The sequence below is a fragment of the Mariluticola halotolerans genome, assembly GCF_021611515.1.
GTDB lineage: Bacteria > Pseudomonadota > Alphaproteobacteria > Rhizobiales > Devosiaceae > Mariluticola > Mariluticola halotolerans.
Genome location: NZ_CP090960.1, coordinates 452149 through 471505, shown reverse-complemented (window position 1 = coordinate 471505; position 19357 = coordinate 452149). Strand labels below are relative to the sequence as shown.

17 protein-coding genes and 1 tRNA gene are annotated in these 19357 nt (G+C 55.4%); 6 read left to right on the top strand and 12 right to left on the bottom strand.

Annotated features, from left to right (window positions below; all coding sequences use genetic code 11):
* The first annotated feature begins 116 nt into the window (after positions 1-116).
* Together L1P08_RS02305 and L1P08_RS02300 are read left to right on the top strand one after the other, a co-directional pair.
* On the top strand, positions 117-533 hold the full coding sequence (locus L1P08_RS02305) for a hypothetical protein (RefSeq protein ID WP_303618399.1): 417 nt from the start codon (positions 117-119) through the stop codon (positions 531-533).
* A gap of 130 nt (positions 534-663) precedes the next feature.
* A tRNA-Gln gene (locus tag L1P08_RS02300) sits at positions 664-737 on the top strand.
* Positions 738-841: 104 nt separating this feature from the next.
* Here L1P08_RS02300 and otnC read toward each other — a convergent pair.
* Positions 842-1474, bottom strand: a complete 633-nt coding sequence (gene otnC / locus L1P08_RS02295; RefSeq protein WP_303618398.1) for a 3-oxo-tetronate 4-phosphate decarboxylase — start codon at positions 1472-1474, stop codon at positions 842-844.
* Positions 1467-2753, bottom strand: a complete 1287-nt coding sequence (otnK, locus tag L1P08_RS02290; RefSeq protein WP_303618397.1) for a 3-oxo-tetronate kinase — start codon at positions 2751-2753, stop codon at positions 1467-1469. The genes otnC and otnK overlap by 8 nt, the downstream gene beginning before the upstream one ends.
* Positions 2754-2951: 198 nt before the next feature.
* Between otnK and L1P08_RS02285 the strand changes: the two genes are divergently transcribed.
* Positions 2952-4739, top strand: coding sequence for a glycoside hydrolase family 140 protein (locus tag L1P08_RS02285; RefSeq protein ID WP_303618396.1), 1788 nt, complete (start codon positions 2952-2954; stop codon positions 4737-4739).
* Positions 4723-5676, top strand: coding sequence for an amidohydrolase family protein (locus L1P08_RS02280; RefSeq protein WP_303618395.1), 954 nt, complete (start codon positions 4723-4725; stop codon positions 5674-5676). The genes L1P08_RS02285 and L1P08_RS02280 overlap by 17 nt, the downstream gene beginning before the upstream one ends.
* Before the next feature lie 8 nt (positions 5677-5684).
* Here the strand turns inward: L1P08_RS02280 and L1P08_RS02275 are convergent, their stop codons facing one another.
* From L1P08_RS02275 to L1P08_RS02235, 9 genes are all read right to left on the bottom strand, one after another.
* Complete coding sequence (locus L1P08_RS02275; protein WP_303618394.1) at positions 5685-6359, bottom strand: GntR family transcriptional regulator; 675 nt, start codon at positions 6357-6359, stop codon at positions 5685-5687.
* Between the two features lie 213 nt (positions 6360-6572).
* On the bottom strand, positions 6573-7766 hold the full coding sequence (locus L1P08_RS02270) for an ABC transporter ATP-binding protein (protein WP_303618393.1): 1194 nt from the start codon (positions 7764-7766) through the stop codon (positions 6573-6575).
* A gap of 10 nt (positions 7767-7776) precedes the next feature.
* Positions 7777-8655 (bottom strand): carbohydrate ABC transporter permease, encoded by an 879-nt coding sequence (locus L1P08_RS02265; protein WP_438268449.1) that lies wholly within the window; start codon positions 8653-8655, stop codon positions 7777-7779.
* 1 nt (position 8656) lies between these two features.
* Complete coding sequence (locus L1P08_RS02260) at positions 8657-9625, bottom strand: carbohydrate ABC transporter permease (RefSeq protein WP_303618391.1); 969 nt, start codon at positions 9623-9625, stop codon at positions 8657-8659.
* Positions 9626-9695: 70 nt separating this feature from the next.
* The gene (locus L1P08_RS02255) at positions 9696-11012 is read right to left on the bottom strand and encodes an ABC transporter substrate-binding protein (RefSeq protein ID WP_303618390.1); all 1317 of its coding nucleotides are present in this window, start codon (positions 11010-11012) and stop codon (positions 9696-9698) included.
* Positions 11013-11431: 419 nt separating this feature from the next.
* Complete coding sequence (locus L1P08_RS02250) at positions 11432-12340, bottom strand: LysR substrate-binding domain-containing protein (protein WP_303618389.1); 909 nt, start codon at positions 12338-12340, stop codon at positions 11432-11434.
* 28 nt (positions 12341-12368) lie between these two features.
* Entirely contained in the window at positions 12369-13286 is a 918-nt protein-coding gene (locus L1P08_RS02245; protein WP_303618388.1) for an HpcH/HpaI aldolase/citrate lyase family protein, read from the bottom strand.
* Positions 13286-14551 carry a CaiB/BaiF CoA transferase family protein gene (locus tag L1P08_RS02240; RefSeq protein WP_303618387.1) on the bottom strand — a complete coding sequence of 422 codons (1266 nt, stop codon included), beginning with the start codon at positions 14549-14551 and terminating at the stop codon, positions 13286-13288. Before L1P08_RS02240 ends, L1P08_RS02245 begins: the two co-directional genes overlap by 1 nt.
* 75 nt (positions 14552-14626) lie before the next feature.
* Entirely contained in the window at positions 14627-16066 is a 1440-nt protein-coding gene (locus L1P08_RS02235) for an aldehyde dehydrogenase family protein (protein ID WP_303618386.1), read from the bottom strand.
* Positions 16067-16348: 282 nt separating this feature from the next.
* Between L1P08_RS02235 and L1P08_RS02230 the strand changes: the two genes are divergently transcribed.
* On the top strand, positions 16349-17239 hold the full coding sequence (locus L1P08_RS02230) for an NAD(P)-dependent oxidoreductase (RefSeq protein WP_303618385.1): 891 nt from the start codon (positions 16349-16351) through the stop codon (positions 17237-17239).
* A 78-nt stretch (positions 17240-17317) separates the two neighbouring features.
* On the opposite strand, the gene L1P08_RS02225 is transcribed toward L1P08_RS02230, so the two are convergent.
* Positions 17318-18043 carry an RraA family protein gene (locus tag L1P08_RS02225; RefSeq protein WP_303618384.1) on the bottom strand — a complete coding sequence of 242 codons (726 nt, stop codon included), beginning with the start codon at positions 18041-18043 and terminating at the stop codon, positions 17318-17320.
* Between the two features lie 279 nt (positions 18044-18322).
* On the opposite strand from L1P08_RS02225, the gene L1P08_RS02220 reads away from it, so the two are divergent.
* Complete coding sequence (locus tag L1P08_RS02220; RefSeq protein ID WP_303618383.1) at positions 18323-19303, top strand: PdxA family dehydrogenase; 981 nt, start codon at positions 18323-18325, stop codon at positions 19301-19303.
* Positions 19304-19357 lie beyond the last annotated feature (54 nt).

The window sequence follows — 19357 nt, the reverse complement described above, 5'->3', positions numbered from 1 at the left end:
TTAACCAACATTAACGCTTCGGGTTTTTTGCTGCGGCAAAACCTGCCAAACACCCCTCATCTCCCTGAACAAATTGAGTAATGGGCAATCCGCTGGGTTGCCTTCTGAAAAACATGATGTCGAAAATCCTCCTGAACCTGATTGCAGCGCTCGGCCTGGCGCTCACCTTCAGTGCTGTCTCCGCCCCCGCGGCACAGGCCAAAGACATAATCAAGATCATGCAAAAGGATCTGGGCGGTCGCCGCCCGAAGGGCTGCCCCTCCAAATGGTGCGCCTGTTATATGGACCTGATCCTGCAAAAAGCCGGCTATACCCCGCGGGGCAGCTATCGCGCCCGCGATTTCGCCACCTATGGCAAAAAGGCAAAACCCATGTCGGTGGGGTCCATCATGGTCATGCGCAATCACGTCGGCATTGTCGCCGGACGCTGTGAAGATGGCCGGATCAAGTTGATCTCGGGCAATTATTCCAAAAAGGTCGCCATTGGCTGCTACAGCCCGAAAAAGGCCATCGCCTGGCGCATACCGGCATAGCCGCATTAAACCGTAACACTTCTTGCGGTTGCGGCTTGCAATCGCAAAATCATGCCGCTATGAAGACCACAACAACGGTGAGCCAACGTGCCCACCGTCTGCATCGGCCACCAAATCCGGCCGGTCCTGCTGGGGAATAGGTTAACGGTAGACCCACGGACTCTGACTCCGTTAGTCCTGGTTCGAATCCAGGTTCCCCAGCCAATCTCTCCGCGTTACTGGCTGCTTCACAAGAATTAAGGCCAACCTTCGTCGGCCAACAGGCTTGTTGGATATCGATTGAGATTCACGAATATCGTTTCCAGCAGTTAACTCGGAAATTTAGCCCGAAGATCAGACACTTGTTGCGGCGTGAGTGGCCGCGTGCGTTGTCCCTGCAGCAGCAAATACAAGCGTGCGGTCTCCTCAAGCTCTTCAATAGCGTACACCGCGTCCTCGAGGCTTTTTCCGACGACAACCGGCCCATGGTTGGCAAGCAGCACAGCATGGGACTCTGACATCAGCCCCTTTACGGCTTCCGCAAGCGCCACATCACCCGGCGCGAAATATGGAACAAGCGGCAGCTTTCCCACTCTCATTACATAATAGGCAGTCAGCGCAGGCAGCACATCCGAGTGGTCAATTTCCTCAAGACAGCTCACAGCAACCGAATGCGTTGAATGCAGATGGACGACTGCACCTGCATTTTCTCGCACATCGTAGCAGCAGCGATGCAGAAAAGCCTCCTTGGTGGGCGCGTCACCTGCAATGTGACGACCCGCCTCATCCAGCTTCGACAGACGTGCCGGATCAAGCCGGTCCATCGACGTGCCGGTCGGCGTCATTAACCAGCCATCGTCTACGCGGATGGATATATTACCACTCGACCCAAAGGTCAGGCCGCGTTCGAACATGGACTTTGCCAGCTCCACGATCAGTTCTCTTTGTGCACTCTCACTCATGAAATTTTGCCCAGGCATCCTGAAAGAAATTGGGACCGCCAAAATTGCCGGATTTCAACGCCAGTGCAAGCTGGCGCCCGCCCTGGGATTCAGTCCAGGGCACGCCCGGCGCAATCTCGGGGCCAATACGAAGCGCTTTGACGCCCAGCGCCGTTGAAACCGCACCCGAGGTTTCACCACCTGCAACGATGAAACGTTTATAACCGCTTTCGCGCAACTGCACCGCAATCTGGCTCAACGCAGCCTCCACGCGCTCGCCAACTTCGGCCCTGCCGTGTTTCTCCTGATATTGCCTGACTTCCTCGGGGTCCGTGGAACTGTAAACCATCGTTGGCACGTCTGCAGACTGCACCATGGCCCAGCGAATGACATTGGAGACTTCATCATCTCCAGCCATCAACGCATCCACATCCAGTTGCCGGGCCGGCCAGACTTTTTGGGCGGACGCAACCTGGGCGCGCGTGGCTGCCGAGCAACTTCCAGCCAAAACCAATGTACGCCCGTCCACCTGCGGCATTCGTGGTTGCGCAGCCCCCTGCAATAATCCAGCGGCGCGGTAATTGTCCGGCAGCGCCATGGCCACCGCCGAGCCGCCTGTAACCAGTTTCATACCGCTCGCCGCCAGGCCAACATTGCGGACGTCGTCATCGTTCATGGCGTCAACTACAGCGTAGCGCTTACCTGCCGCAGACAGCTTTTGAACTTCTGCATTGATACAGCCTGAGCCGCCGCGCACCGTGTTCAGGTCTATCAGCCCCACTTCATGCACGCTTTGGGCAGACATGAGCCGGCAGAGCTGGGAGTCGCGCATCGGCGTAAGCGGGTGATCCTTCATTGGGGATTCTGATAGCAGCGTTCCCTTGACGAACAGATGGCCATGCGCAACCGTTCGGCCATTTTCCGGGAACGCTGGGCAGACAAATGCCATCTCCGATTTCAGCGCCTCCATCAGCGCATCAGCGATCGGCCCGATATTACCTTCGGGCGTAGAATCGAAGGTCGAACAATATTTGAACAGGACCTGCTGAACCCCCTGTTTTTCTAGCCACCGGAGCGCAGCACGTGCCGTTTCTACCGCCTGCCCGACAGGCGCTGTCCGTATTTTAAGAGCTATAATGACGGCTTCTGCGTCTGCAATAGATGCATCCTGATCAGGAACACCAAGCACCTGCACGGTGCGCATACCCTGCCGCACCAGCACATTGGCAAGATCTGTCGCCCCGGTGAAATCGTCTGCAATGGCGCCAAGGATCACAGGCATGTCATTGTTCTCTCTCATAGGTGGGTATCAGCCCGCCAGAGCCCGGTATAAAATGCCCGTATTGACTCGCGGCCTCACCCTTATCCTTAACATCAAGCCCTACACCCGATGGCTTCAGAACAGATTCATTTTCCCACATTCAATCGCTCCGAAATCATTGACTCACCTACGTATAATGGTAACCTGTAATTACTAATAATGAAAGGGAGCTATCTGATGCCTGTCGTTTTTACGACCTCTGACACACCGGAAGTCCGGATGTGGCAACCGTTTGAAATCCAGTTCGAGGCGTCAGGAGACTATGAAAACGCCTATGTCGAAGAGGAAATCTGGATTGACCTCAAAGGTCCAGGATTCGACAAGCGCGTATATGGCTTCTGGAATGGTGGTAAGCAGTTTTGCGTGCGCATCGCCGCGACGGCCGCAGGTAACTGGTCATGGAGCAGCGGTGCCAAGACCGGAGATTCTGGCCTCAGCGGTAAGAGCGGAAATTTCACGGCTACGCAATGGAGCGCCGACGAACTGAAAGCCAACCCAAACCGTCGGGGCATGGTCGGTGTCGGCAAGAATGGCCATGGCCTGCAATATGCAGACGGCACCTCGTTTTTCCTGGTGGGCGACACCTGGTGGTCCGTTCCCACATTCCGTTTCCCCCTGCCCGATGGCAGCGCAAACACCGATCTGGGACCGGATTCATCACTCGCCGATTATTTGCAGTTCCGCAAGGAGCAGGGTTTCAATTCCGTTGCAATGATCACAGCACAGCCTTGCTGGGCGGACGACGGCCATGCCGCCAACCTGTTCGACGAGGACGGTCTTTGCGTCCGCAACGCATGGGCACTCAAGAACGGTTCTGCCATGCCCATGCACAATGAGGGTGGCCGCCCGTTCGAGTTCCCGGGAAAGGTGCCGGGCTTTGAAGATGTGGTTCCCGACTATGACAAGGTAAACCCGGAATATTTCAAGATCCTCGATGAGAAGATGGACCTGATCTTCGACATGGGTTTTGTACCGTTTGTGGAAGTCGCCCGCCGTGATACCGGACCGATGTGGCAAAAGCACTACGACTGGCCGGAAAGCTACGCGCGTTTCGTACAGTTCATTTTCACCCGCTATCAGGCGCACAATGCCATTCTGAGCCCGATCCACTACGATTTCTTCGAAAAGACCATTCCGAGCCGCGACTATAACGAGCCGTGCAATCTTGTGGTGGACCGCTGGGGCAAGCCGCCATTCGGCTCGCTTTTGTCCGCCAACCCTGGACCGTCGACTTTGGTCAACTTTGGGGGGCCGGATGAGTGCCGTTGGCTCGACATGCATCAGATCGGCAACTCGCGCGAGCACTACACCTATTGGTATCTGACCGAGCAATATCATGCCGACCCGGCCCGCCCTGCCCTCAATGGCGAGCCCTATTATTCGGGTCTGCATGCTCTGGGTGAGGCCTACGCATATGGCAAGGAAGGCGACACGCCGGACGACGACATGTATGTTCGTTCCGGCATGTATGGCAGCCTGCTGTCCGGTGGATTTGCGGGATACATCTACGGCTGCGAGGGCATTTGGCAGTCATCAGTTGAACCTGAGGCTCGCAACAAAATGTGGGATTCGTTCAAGTGGAGTTCGGGCCGCACCGTTCAGCATCTGGAAAAATTCGCCTTCGTAAAAGGTGATGCCCTGTACGACCTCATTCCCAATGCAGAACATCTTATTCCCAACCGGAATGAAGAAACCATGGGTTACGAGAGCTGGTGTTATGCGGCAGGCAACCCGGAGAAAAACTGGTTCATGCTTTATTTTGAGGCCAATTGCGCCCAGAATATTCAGATGCGCGGAACCAAGCAGCAGTTCCAGAAGTTCAAGGCGACCTGGTTTGATCCACGCACGGGCGAATGGCTGCCCGAGACCGTCGAGCTTGAGACACCCCGCAGCATGCTTTTGCAATTGCCGGAACGGCCTGACAATTCAACAGACTGGGGCTTGATGCTTGAAGAAGTCAGCTGACCCTGAAACTTTGTGCAGCCTGCCGGAGGAGGAATTCTTCCGGCAGCTGCCGATCATTGATGCCCACCATCATTTCTGGCGACTGGGCGCTGATCTTTCCTATCCATGGCTCGAACAAGAGCCATGGATTTCATTCCGATATGGCGACTATGGCCGAATACGGCGCAATTACCTTCCCTCGGACTATCGCACAGACGCGGCATCGCACAACATTGTTGCGACCGTACATATGGAGGCCGAAGTTGCGCGCGGCGCCGGCGCTGAAGAGATCGCATGGCTGCAAAGCCTGGGCGATGATGCACCCGCGGCAGCAATTGCGCAGGCATGGCTGGATGCCGACAACATTGCCGAGCAATTAAATCGCCTCAAAACTTACGGCCTGGTTCGGGCGGTGCGGCACAAACCGGCCGCCATGACCCGTGAGAATGCCCGGCGCGGGGCGAACGGATCAATGGACGATCCCAAATGGCGCGACGGCTACCGCCTTTTGAACGGCCATGGCCTTCATTTTGAGCTTCAAACGCCCTTTTGGCATCTCGACGCCGCCGCCGGCCTGGCCCGCGACTTCCCCGAAACACGCATTGCGCTCAACCACTGCGGCCTGCCGGCAGACAGAAGCCCGGAAGGCCTTGAAGCATGGAAAACAGCCATGGAACATTTGGCACGTGAGCCAAATGTGTTTGTAAAGCTGTCCGGCATCGGTCTTGGTGAAGACCACTGGCCAATCGAGGCCAATATGGAAATTGTCCAAACCGCGATCCGCATATTCGGCGCCGACCGGTCCATGTTTGCGTCCAACTTTCCGGTCGACAAAATTTGCGTCGACATGGATACAATGTGGATGAGCTACAAACGGACAGTCCAGCACTTTCCGCGTACAGAGGTCCTGCGGCTGTTCTCAGGGACCGCCCGGGATCTGTACAAGATTGAAGGCTAACGCGGCGATTAGCGGTTCTCGTATTCCCGCTTGACGAAGTCGCGAACGCGCAGCCAACCCTTGTGCATGTGCTCAACAAGCATCGAGGACAACGCCTCAGCATCGCGATTCTTGAGCGACACCAGCATTTGCTCGTGTTCGGCCAAGGCATTTTTCCAGCCTTCAGCATCATTCGTACAAGCGAAGCGGATTCGGCGCATGCGCATCAGCAGCTTCTCGTGCAAGTCGCTGAGCACATCATTGTGTGCGGCCGCAACGATCATCATGTGAATACTCTGATTCATCTCGAAATACTCCGCGCGCGCGTTGCGCTCGGATTTCTCGACCATTTTGGCATGCACCGAACTGATGCGGTCAATTTCCTTCTCGGTGGCCTTCTCCACGGCCAGCCGCGCCGCAGCACCCTCAATTGCGCCAGCGGTTTCGAACAATTGTTCAACCTCTTGGGGCTTGAGGATTTTGATACTGGCCCCCGACCTTGGGCGCACCACAAGCAGCCCCTCGGCCGCAAGTATTTTTACCGCTTCTCTGACCGGCGTGCGGGACACGCCCAGTTCTTCGCTAAGTTGCAATTCAGGAAGCGTTTCGCGAACACCCCACCTGCCCTCAACCACCATCTCCCGAAGTTGAGGCACAATCTCTTCATGTAAAGATTTGCGTTGGATTTTTCTGCCCGCGATCAAGTCAGTTCCCTCAACGATGCATACAATTAACGGCTGAAGGAAGTATTCCCGGCTGCCGCAGCTCTTGCCTGGGACGACCTCCACCGCGCTGGACTATCGCAGGAAAGACCACCGCAGTGAATAGGTACGTGCATTTTTCCGGAACATGCGACAATACGGGCAACCACCCAAGCAAGAGAGGTCGCGACGAAAATATACAACTTATGACGCTTTTCAAGCACCTTGAATGGCAAGCCCGGATTCCGCATCAAAAAAATGCAGACGTTCGCAATCGACGGCGACTTTCGCTACATCTCCAGTTTTCATTTTTGATTTTGCGTCGAAGCGCGCTACGCAAATTCCCGAATTCTCGCCGTCCAGCGACTTTGAAATGTCGGACAATGTATCTGGATCAACCACTTCAGCCATCTGTGCATCGAAGTCCAGGTGGATGATGTTGTCCGAGCCCAAGGCTTCGGCGAGCACGACCTTTCCTGATAACGTCTGGTTCTCCGGATGCCCCTTCAAAAGGGTGGCATCGTCCATGTCTTCGGGGCGGATACCTGCAATCACTTCGCGAGAAGCATAGTTTTTGAGATCTGGACGCGCCTCGAAAATCGACTTGGGAATGCACAAGTTGTGCGAACCTAGATTCAGGGTAGCGTCATTGCCTGAATAATCCGAAATCGATGCATGGAACAGATTCATCGCTGGTGAGCCGATGAACGCAGCCACAAACGTGTTGGCTGGCCGGTCATAAATGTTACTCGGCGTATCAACCTGTTGCAGCATGCCATCCTTCATCAGTGCCACGCGGTCGCCCATTGTCATGGCTTCCACCTGATCATGGGTGACATAGACAGTTGTGACGCCCAGACGGTCCTGGATCCGTGCAATCTCAGAGCGCATCTGCACACGCAGCTTCGCGTCGAGGTTGGAAAGCGGCTCGTCCATCAAGAACACAGCGGGCTGACGCACGATTGCCCGGCCCATGGCGACACGCTGGCGCTGGCCGCCCGAGAGCTGCCCCGGGCGACGATCCAGATAGGGTTCAAGTTGCAGGATACCCGCAACTTCGCGAACCTTTTTCTCAATCTGGTCACGCGGCACTTTCTTGATCTGAAGGGCAAAGGCCATGTTGTCGAAAACGCTCATATGCGGATAGAGCGCATAATTCTGAAAGACCATGGCGATATCCCGGTCTTTGGCATGAACCTCGTTGACGACATTGCCATCGATGCTCACCTCGCCATCGGTGATTTCCTCGAGTCCGGCGATCATGCGCAAGGCCGTGGATTTACCGCAGCCGGACGGTCCGACGAGCACCAGAAATTCGCCATCAGAAATATTGAGGCTTAGCTCATTCACTGCAGTCACAGCACCCGAGCCATATTGTTTTGTCAGTTTATCAAGGACGACGGTCGCCATATTGTTTTCCTTACTTGAATCCTTGAGTTGCGACGCCTTTGACCAGGAACCGCTGCGAAGCAATGAAGAAGCCGAGCATCGGGCCGATCGCTAGTGTGGCCATTGCGAACATGCCGCCAAAGGTGGATTCACCACCACCGGTGTCGACAAACAGCCTCAGCCCCAGCGACACGGTCATACGCTCCAGACCGGACAGGTAGATGAGCTGACTCAGAAAATCATTGTATGTGTTGATGAAGGTGAAGATCGACGTTGTGACGATCGCAGGCACGCATAACGGCAAAATGATCTTTGTGAAGCGCTGCCAGTAAGATGCGCCGTCAACCATGGCCGCCTGTTCAAGCTCCCTGGGCAAGGTGCGCATGAACTGCACCATGAGGAAGATGAAGAAGGCATCAGTGGCCAGAAACTTTGGTACGACGAGCGGCAAAATCGTATTGATCCAGCCAATCTTCACGAACACGATGTATTGCGGAATGAGCTGCGCATGGATCGGTAACATGATCGAGCCGATCATGATCGCGAACCAGAAGGACTTCCAGCGGAAGTTCAGCCGCGCGAACGCATAGCCAGCAAGACACGCCGCCATCACGTTCCCGATAACAGCCAGGCCGCTGATGATGAACGAGTTCACGAAAAAGGTTCCGAACGTGGTATCCCCGAAGAAATTCCAGCCGTTGATGTAGTTCTCAAACGTCCAGTTTTTCGGAATTATGCCCTGATCGGCAAAAATTTCGGCCTGCGGCCGCAACGAGGCCAGAACCATCCAGATGACGGGATAGATCATAATCAGGGCAAGCAGGATAAGTCCGGCATGGGCCAGAAGCGCCATGCCTGGCGAAAGCCTGCCAATCCGCTTTCTGGCCTTTTTGGGTTTTGAAGCAGTCATACTATTCGTCGCCATAGAACACCCAGAATCTAGCAGTCCAGAAGAGCAATCCGGTAAAGACTGCGATTGCAATGAGCAGGATCCATGCCATGGCCGCGCCATAGCCCATGTCCAGTTGAACAAATGCACGCTGATAGAGATAAAGCGTGTAAAGCAGCGTGCTCTCCGCCGGACCGCCCGTACCGTTGGATACGATAAAAGACTGCGTGAACGCCTGGAAAGACTGGATGGTTTGCAGGATCAGGTTGAAGAAAATGATTGGCGTCAGCATCGGGAGCGTAATCCGTCGGAACCGCGTCCATGCAGATGCGCCGTCCATGGAAGCAGCCTCGTAAAGAGACGTTGGAATTTGACGCAACGCAGCAAGGAAAATCACCATCGGCGCACCAAACGTCCATACGTTTAGCGACACCAGCGTCCAGGGTGCGGTTTCGGGTATGGCGATCCAGCTGCGGCCGGCAACCCCGAACAGGGCCAGCAAATCGTTGAACACGCCATCAGCGCCAAATACTTCTCGCCACAAAAGGCCGATGCCCACGCTGCCACCGATCAGCGAGGGAATGTAAAACACTGAACGATAGATCGGAAGAAACGACAGGCCACGGTTGAGCAACGCGGCAACGGCCAGCGACATGATCAGCACCGAAGGCACCGACCACCCGACATAAAAGAACGTCACTTTGACCGCGGACCAGAATTGCGGATCCCAAAAGAGCAACTCAGTGTAATTTTCCAGCCCGATCCACCGCGGAGCACGCAGGATGTCATAGCGGGTAAATGAAAGATAAAGAGAAGCGAGGATCGGCCCGATCGTGATCAACACCAACCCCAGAAACCAGGGTGCCAGGAAAAGATAGGCTGTACGGTTTTCCAACTGTTTCGGCGTCAAACGCCTTTTCGGCGGCGGCGCCTTTTTGGGGACATGCGAGACCGATTCAGCGTCGGTCGCAGAGGTATTTACTTGAGCCATGGAGAGACCTTGAACAAAAACCAGAAGAAATGGGCAGCGGCCAGGTTAGCAACTGCCCATTTCCTGGTCGCTAGCGAACCAGACGTGTAACCTGAGAAATGAGGCGCTCAGCTGCATCTTCGGTCGACATTTGACCGAAAGCCACAGCCTCATACGTGCTCATCAGGGTTGAGCTGACGGCTGCATAGCCACCCGCCGGGAAAAACGCGGTTCTGGCGCGCGGACCAACAACACCGAGCATGTTTACAGCCTGAAGCTGACCATCAGATGTTGCGGGATCTTGGAGTTGAGCTTCGCGCAGCGCGTCAACAGAAACCACACCATTGTCGGAAGCATAAACGGCAGCGGCTTCAGGATCCTGCGTGAAGAAATTGATGAAAGCTACAGCAGCATCCTTGTCGGATCCGTCGCAATTTGCACCAATGGCAAGACCGTTGGCGCCCAGATCGTCACCGTATCCGGCTGGGCCTGCGGGGTAACCGAGCATGGTCAGTTCCTGACCGGATGCAGCCACGTCAAGCACACGCTGGTGAGCATCCACCTGATTAGCCGGACGGAAGTCGATCATTATGCGGCCATTGGCCAACAAGGTGTCATCGATCACATTGTCCGGCAGCTCACTCATCTGGTCGGCAGCTTCCGTAATGCCATCCTGGCGCAGCGCTTCCCAATAATCAAAGAACCCCTGCACAGTCTCCTTGGTAAAGCCAACGGAGCCATCAGCATTGAACAGAGCCTCACCCCTGCCCTGCACCCAGTTCGTGAACACGTCCATACCGGTACCACCGTTGCCGATAGCATAGCTGCCATCAGGCAGATGTGTTGCAAGTTCGCGGGCAAACTCGGCCATGGAGTCCCAGGTCCAGCCCTCACCCGGCATTTCGAGCCCGGCTTCTTCGATAACCGTTTTGTTCATGTAGACTGTGAAGAAGAACACACCGTGTGGGATGAAATAGAGGTTCCCGTCCGCACCGCGGCCGCCATCAAGAACAGCAGGCGCAATGCCGGCAGTGTTGATTGCGCCAGACTCCACCAGATCATCCAGTGGCGTCAGGATGGCCGGATCGGAATACTGCGCCAACCAGCGCGACTGCATGGTAATTGCACAAGGCTGGTTACCGCTGGCGCTTTGCACGGTCAGCTTATCCCAATAGCTGCCCCACTCACCCGGCTCTGGGCTAACGGACACACCCGGATATTCCTCCTCGAACATGGATACGATCTGCTCAGCCTTGGCGTTGCGGGTCGTCGACCCCCACCAGCTGAACCGGATATCACCGGTAAGATCCTGCGCAATGGCAGGCGTGATCAGCGTGCTGGACATCAGAGCGCCAACCAGAAGCGCAACGCTCGTGCGTCCAATATTGTTCTTAGCTTTTTTCCTCACAGAATTTCCTCCCTTTTGAAACCGGACACTCCCGGCATTGAGTTGAATGCAGGTTCAACCAAAACTCCAAATTCGACATTCCAGATTTGTCATTAACTGACTGTTTTTGTTTATTTTTAAACCTGAAGGTCAAGTTTTGTAATTACACATTACAGAAATTTTAGCTGTAGGTCTACCTTGCTGGCAGATTTTCCCTCTCCATTTTCATCAGCCCGAGGCTGTTTTTCGCAGATGTTTAATTGGTATTCGCCAATCGGGCCGATTGAAGAGATTTGAACGCTGGCCGAAACAATATTTGTTGTTCCAAGGATGCTACAGCTCGTTGACTTCCCCCATGCGCGAAGTTTTGCATGAGGCCTTGAACTGGGCAACTAGCGATTGACGATGCCGCCCATAGCCAGATGATATATCTTGGACCTTCAGAGCAGTCGTGCAGGCCAGACATCAGAGCTGGCGCGCTCATGAATAATCTTGACGATCCGCGAGACAGTTTCCCGGGTGGCCTTGGTTTGCAGGTGCTGATCGTTCATGGCAATACTCACCGTACGCTGAATGCTTGGGGAAACGATGCGGGCGCTGAACAGTGGTGGTTGAAGCGGCGACTCGTAAAGCGCAGCGCGCGACAATATGGTCATACCCATCTTGCGATACACCATGCTCTGGATCTGGGAAAAGGAGTCGATCTCGATCTTTGTGGTATGCTGCAATCCATTGCGCCGGAACACGTCATCGACCAACTGCCGCAGACCGTGATGTGCAGCCGGGAGCACCAATGGCACCTCTGCCGCCTTTTCCAGCGTGACCTCCCCCTTGCCGTTGACAATACCGGAGAGCGAGCATTCTGAATCCGCCGCCAGAAACAGGTCTTCTTCGACAACCGGCTCCAGGCTGACACCGCTGATAAATTTGTCGCCAAAAACCAGTCCAACATCAAGCAGGCCATCGCGCAGCCAATCAAGAATAAAGCCGGACATGGCTTCCACAATGCGAAGCCTGACGTTCGGAAGTTCCTTCTGCATGGTTTCGACCAGCGGCACGCAGATCACCGAGGCGAGTGAAGTTGGCACACCAAAATTCACCGTCCCCACTGCCGATTTGGCATGTTGACGCAGACTTTCCTTGGCGGTTTCGGCAGCTTTAAGAATTTGGCGCGCATGCGCGACCAGCTCAGTGCCTTCGCTGGTCAGGGTTACGCCGCGCGGCCTGCGATCAAACAGCGCGACGCCCAGCTCCTGCTCAAGCGCTTTTATGCGGATACTCAGAGACGGTTGGGCAATATGCAGCTTTTCCGAGGCGGCAAGAATTGAACCGCACTCTGCAATAACCACGAAATAATGCAGTGACCTCAAGTCCATGTCAGTTAGACGCGGGCTGTTTCAATGCCTTGCCTTCAACCCTGGCCATGATCGATTTGTGCCGTGACACGATCTCGCGCGCGCGCTCAGCAACAGGCTGATCAATCATTTTGTCCTTGAATGTCATTGCGCCTTTCCCCTCCCGAAGAGCTTGATCATAAGCATCGACCAATTCTTCAGCATCGGCAACCTGTTCCGTGGAGGGGCAGAATTCCTCATTCAAAATGTCGATCTGGTTGGGATGGATGCAGAAACCACCGCGGAAGCCTAACGCGCTGGACCGCCTGACAACGGACCGGAACGCGCCAAGGTCCGAAAAATTTGCGACGCTGGCCAGATAACCGATAGGCAGAATGCCGGCCGCGCGCGCCGCAGCCATCAACTGCATATTGGGCACGAACAGTGACTCTTCGCTCGGTTGCATCCCCATGTCCAGCGACAGATCTTCCGCGCCGATAGTGATGCCCATGTTGCGCGTCGACGCAGCAGCGATTTCAGCCATGTTCAGCACACCCTGTGCTGTTTCCACCATAAGCATAAATCCGGTATGCCCGACAGGAAGGCCGCGTTCCTGTTCCAGTTCGGTCACCAGTGCATCAATCTCGCGGACATATGTGGCATCTGGCACCTTCGGCAAATTGAGTGCGAGGACATTTTCGCCAACAGAGGCCTCGATATCGCGCACAGCCAGGCGCCAGGGTCGGTTGATGCGCACCAGCACATCACCACCGCCCTTGCCGAGTTGCGCCGCGATTGACTGAACCTTTTCTCGCGCTTCGGCCTTGCGGTCGATGGACACCGCATCCTCCAGATCGATCTGAAAGGCGTCAGCATTGCGCCGCGTCGCACTCTCGACGAGCTTGTCATTCGTCGCGGGCACAAACAGCATGGAGCGCCAAACCGGCAGGGCTCGCCTCATTACGAGCCCTCATCGGCTCTTGTGGCGCTCAACTCATCGAGCACTTCCGCAGTATGCTCACCCAGTCCGGGCGCGGGACGACGGAAATGCCCCGGTGTTTTGGACAGGCGCGGCACGATATTGTGCATCGCGATCGAACCTAATTGCTCGTCGGGCAGATGTGCAATTACGCCCCTGTCATTCATGTAATCATTGTGCAGCACGTCACGCATATCCAGCACCGGCGCAACGGTCACACCCGCTTCTTCAAAAAGCTCCAGATTCTCGTCAAGATCCCGCGCGTCCACAAAATTGCCAATGATCTCGTTGAGTTCATCGCGATTGGCAACACGCACATCGTTGGTCTGGAATTTCGGATCGGTCTTGAGTTCAGGTCTGCCTATAGTGTCAAAAATGCGCTCAGCCATGGATTGCATCGAACCGGAAAGCGCCAGAAATTTTCCATCGCGACAGGCATAAACATTGCGCGGTGCAGTATGGCTGGCCTGATTGCCGGCGCGGGGTGTCAGTTCACCGCTGATCTGGTAGCGCAATGCCTCGCTTGAGATTAGCGAGAAGATCGGCTCCAGCAGCGACAAATCGATGATCTGTCCGGATTCGCCACCAGTCTCGATAGCACGCAGGGCACACAGAACAGCATTGGCTCCGTAAATGCCTGCAATCATGTCCGCCATGGCTAATGGTGGCAACAAGGGTGGGCGGTCATCCCAGCCATTCAGAGAAGCAAATCCGGACATGGCTTCCACCAGCGTGCCAAAGCCAGGTTTATTGCGGAACGGCCCCGTCTGGCCCCAACCCGAAATTCTAAGGATGATCAACTTTGGATTGATCCCGTGGAGCGTCTCCGGCGACAAATCCCATTTTTCGAGCGTGCCGGGCAGAAAATTCTCCATGAGCACATGCGCAGACTTGACCAGCGCAATAAAGGCCTTCCGGCCAGCATCCTCGCGGATATTGAGCGCCATGCTGCGCTTGTTGCGACCGTATATTTTCCAGTACACGTCTGTACCGTCGACCCGCCAGCGTCGCAAGTCGTCTCCCTTTTCGGGGTGCTCGATTTTAATCACGTCGGCGCCGAAATCGGCCAATTGCAGACTGGCCATATTGCCGGCAACAAGCCGGCTCAGATCGAGAACGCGCACGCCTTGAAGAGGCCCGGCGCGCGAGGCATCAAAACTATCGGTGTGTCGGCTGGCGTCCACCCCGACACCATCCGGAATTGACGTATCGTCAATCGCTGCTGGATCACCAGACTCACGCGGCACGGTCGCTCTTGATGGTTTTGGGAGGTCGTCTTGCATCTAAGTGGAACCCTTCATTCTTTTGCGGTCTGCCCGCTGTTAGCCATGAACCTGCACAACGGTTTTCGCGATGGTGAACTCGCGCATGGCCTCGAAGCCTTTTTCGCGTCCATGTCCTGATTTCTTCACACCGCCAAAAGGCAGTTCGACACCACCGCCCGCGCCGTATGAATTGATGAAAACCTGTCCTACACGCAGGCGCTTGGCCATCCTCATCTGACGGCCGCCATTTTCGGTCCAGACACCTGCCACCAGGCCATAGTCGCTATCGTTGGCGATACGAATGGCGTCCATTTCGTCGTCGAAAGGAATTGCGGAGAGGACAGGCCCAAAAACCTCCTCGCGTGCCAGCGCGCTCTTTTCTGGCACCAGCGAAAACAATGTCGGCTTCACAAAAAATCCATTCGGATCTGCGCTCGCGACAATCGTGCCTTCGGCTGCGATTTCCAGTCCTTCAATCGTAGCCAGATTGAGGAATTTTTCGACGCGTTCCTTTTGCACCTGACTGATCAGGCCACCACAATTCAGGTCTTCGGAATGCGGCCCCACTTTCAATGCAGAAAACTGCTTGGCGAGAGCATGCACGAACGGCTCGTAGATGGAGCGCTGCACCAGAACCCGGCTGCCAGCGGAACAGGTCTGACCGGCATTTTGTACGATCGCCTTCAGAATGGCCTGAATCGCCGCCTCGGGTTCGGCATCCGCAAAAACGATCTGCGGAGATTTCCCACCGAGTTCGAGCACGCATGGTGTGTGATTTTTCGCTGCAGCGATCTGGATCAGAGTACCGACCTCGGGCGAACCGGTGAAAGACAAAAAATCCACATCAGAATGGGAGGACAACGCTGCACCGGCAGTTTCACCATGGCCGGTAATCACATTGATCACACCGTCCGGGAACCCGGCTTCACATGCGAGCTCGGCCAGGCGCACCACGCCGAGACATGCCTCCTCGGCAGGTTTGAGTACACATGTATTGCCCGTGGCAAGAGCTGGTCCAATCGTCCGCCCGAACATGGAGACTGGATAGTTCCAGGGAATAATATGTCCGACCACCCCGCGCGGTTCACGCAACACGGTAACCTGGTGCCCCTCAAGGTAGGGAATGACCTCACCATGCAGCTTGTCCGCGGCACCACCGTAGAACTCAAAATAGCGCGCGCACACCGTCACGTCGGCACGGGCCTGGCTCAACGGCTTGCCCGTGTCGGCCGCTTCACATTGCGTCAGCTCCTCGTGATGCGTATTGATCAGCTCGCTCAGCTTGTGCATCAATCGGCCACGCTCAAGCGCAGAGAAAGTACTCCAGTACCCCTCGAATGCGCGACGCGCCGCTGCCACGGCAGCGTGCACATTTTCTGCAGACGCATCGGCGATCATGCCGATCTTCTTGCCATCGCTCGGGCTCACCATGTCTATGGTGGCGCCTGTCGAGGCATCCTGCCATTTCCCACCTATGAGCAGCTGGCTCGCTTTCATATATTCCTCGGTAAACTCTACCTCGATTGGTGGTTTAAATTTTTATCACCCCACGGCTCACACCGACAAATAGCCAATGAATAGGTGAGCTATATCGTTTGCTGATATGACCCGGAGCATGAGGTTAGCCGGAGAGATTTGCAGTTCACGCGTCCCCGTCGCCGACCAAAACTATCGGGGACACCCGGCCCGGGTGCAAAATTTTCATGGATCAGGGATGGTGTCCCACATCATACTACTTCATGATTATTAATTACGAGGCGTGAGTATTGGAGGTGAAAAATGACTGAGGGATCGGAGAAACGGACGATCGGTTTCATCGGCCTTGGGCTGATGGGCAGCGCCATGGCGGAGATGCTTCTGGACGACGGGCTAAAGCTTGTCGTTTGGAACCGGGAAAGCGAGGCATATCCCCATCTGGAAAAGCGCGGTGCAATAATTGCCGAAAGCCCTGCTGCCGTCGCCGCGCAATGCGAAGTGGTCATGGTCTGCGTCATCGACACACAGGCGGTTCGCGATGTGACTTTGGGAACAAATGGCATTGTTCACGGGGCGAAACCCGGCCTGATCGTTGTCGATCACTCCACTGCCATGCCCGAAGACACAGCAAAAATTGCGGATCAGCTCAACTCTGCTGCCGGCATCAGGTTTATCGATGCCCCCGTGTCTGGCGGCCCCGCCTTTGCGCGCGCGCGAAAGTTGACCATCATGGCAGGTGGCAGCGAAAGCGACCTGCGATCTGTCACGCCGTTAATGGCGCGCTATGCCCAAAACATCACCCGTATGGGCAATGTCGGTGCTGGCCAGATGACCAAAGTCCTCAACCAGGCCATTAGCGGCGTCAGCTACGTGCTGATGGCGGAAGTTGTTCGGCTGGCCGAGTTAAGCGGCATAGACGCAGCGCGAGTACCCGAATGTCTGGCAGGTGGGCATGCAGATAGCGTCATGCTGAATTTTGCCTATCCCAAAATGCTCGAAAAAGCCTTTGACCCACCGGCAAGTCTGGCCAGCCAGATGCTGAAGGACCTCAAAAATGTCAGCGCGGAGGCAAAGCGGTTTGGTCTCAATATTCCGTTAGTGGATAGCGCCAAAGAACGCTTTGCAGACTATGTGGATTCAGGCGGTGGTCGCGCGGAGACCGCTTCCATCTACAAGGCCTATGTCGACGAGTAAGACCATTCCCGATCACATCAAAAAGGCCGCCGGGTGTGCCCGGCGGCCTTTAGCATTTATCGAAGCGACTTTCGCCAATTACCAGGGACGCTCTTCCTGTTTGACGGTTTCGTCATGCGGCATGCCCATCTTGTCGTAAAACGCCCGACGCTGGTTACGGTCCTTCTCTTGCACCAGCCAAGCGCGCTTCGCGATTTCTTCGGCTTCGCTCTGCGGCACAACGACAATGCCGTCGCCGTCGGCAATGATGCCATCGCCCGGACGCACAATCACGCCACCACAATTGATCGGCTCGTTAACCGATGCAAGTTCCAGGCGCCCTGCCATATGGCGCATCGACCGAACGCTGCAGAAGATCGGCTCTTTTTGCAAGATGCACTCATCGCTGTCGCGGCACGCGCCATCAATGATAAAACCAACCGAACCCATCGTGCGGGCATTCAGCAGATTGTTTGACCCCAAAAGGCCGCAACGGGACTGACGCGTATCCACAACGTGCACTTCATCCGGACCACCGAACGAATGTCCGGCCGGCCACAGCGCGTCCGGATGGCTGCTACCATCCTGGTTGCGCTTGTACTGCCGATCGTCAAATTCCTCGTAGGACATGCGCGGCACCGGATGGTTGATTTCCCGGAAAGCCGCAGTGCTGGCAATGCCGGCAAATTTGATTCCGTCCCACATCGGGCGAATGCGCGGATCCATTTCATAGGTATTCATATAGCCCAGCGAATCCAGGGCATCGGTGACGTCAGAGGTGCGCACCTTTCTCAGAATTTCTAGCGTTGCTGTGTTGATCGACAAAATATTTCCTCCTCGGATTGCGCGCCAGATGCAGCGCTTTGGCCATGACTGACATGCGACTGCGCATGCCAACAACTACTGTTTTCAAAGTCGAGATATAGCGCATTCCTATAACTCCCGGCACACGCGCTTTTCACAGCGTGGCACGCGGTAAACATATTGACTTGTATCACGATCTTAAAATTAGTAATTACACATTTCACACATATTTGATTGCTTTCCTTAGGATTTCAGCCGCGACCTTCTGAAATTTCCTGAGTTTGGAGAAAGGTATTTCCGGTGAATTCTGAGTTGCCGCCCCTAGTCCTCACACTTGGAGACCGATTTGGCGTCGGGCCTGAACTTGTCGTCAGGTATCTTCAATCCGGCAAACCGATCGACCGCCTGATGATTGTGGGCGACCGCCGCGTTTTTGACGACACCTGTGCCCGTCTGGCCGTCGATCCGGAGGTGCATCCTGTTAAAAGCAGCGGCGATGTGGAGCCGCACAAGACCGGCTTTCTCGACATGCCGTTCGATGCAGAAATTGGGCCTCTCGGAAAGGTTTCCGTCGAGGCCGGACGGGAGTCCCTGTCGATACTCGACTGGCTAGCCGATGCCCTTGCCGCCGGGTCCATATCAGGTGCTGTCTACGCGCCGCTCAACAAACAGGCCATGCGCGCTGCAGGCCACAAGAACGGCGACGAATTTGATTATCTGATCTCAAAGCTGGGCCCTGAGGTGGCCGGAGGAGAAATCAACTGGCTCGATGGCGTATGGACATCTCGCGTCACCAGCCACATTCCGGTCGGTGAAGTCGCGACGACCATTACGCAGCAAAAGATTGAGGATGCGGCGGAACTTCTGGCCAGGGTTATGGCGGATTCGGGTATCTCCGATCCGCGCATTGTGATCGCAGCGCTCAATCCGCATGCCGGTGAAAATGGCGCGTTTGGCACGGAGGAAATTGACAAGATCGCACCCGCTGTAAAGTCCCTTCAGGAAAAGGGCATACGGGCATCAGGCCCTATTCCGGCGGATACGGTCTTCCCGCAATCCATCCATGACAAACCGGTTGGCATTGTGACCATGTATCACGACCAGGGTCAGATCGCGCTCAAATTGCTGGGCCTGGGCAAATCCGTCACTATGTTGGCTGGTTTGGGTATCCCCATCGCCACGCCCGGACATGGCACGGCTTACGATATCGCCGGTAAAGGGATCGCACGCATGGATGGCATGCTGTCTGCGATCGATTTTTGCACAACATTGCGCACTTGAGTTGAAGCTCTCTTGCACGCGTAACATCAATTCACATCAGAACAGGAGGAATAT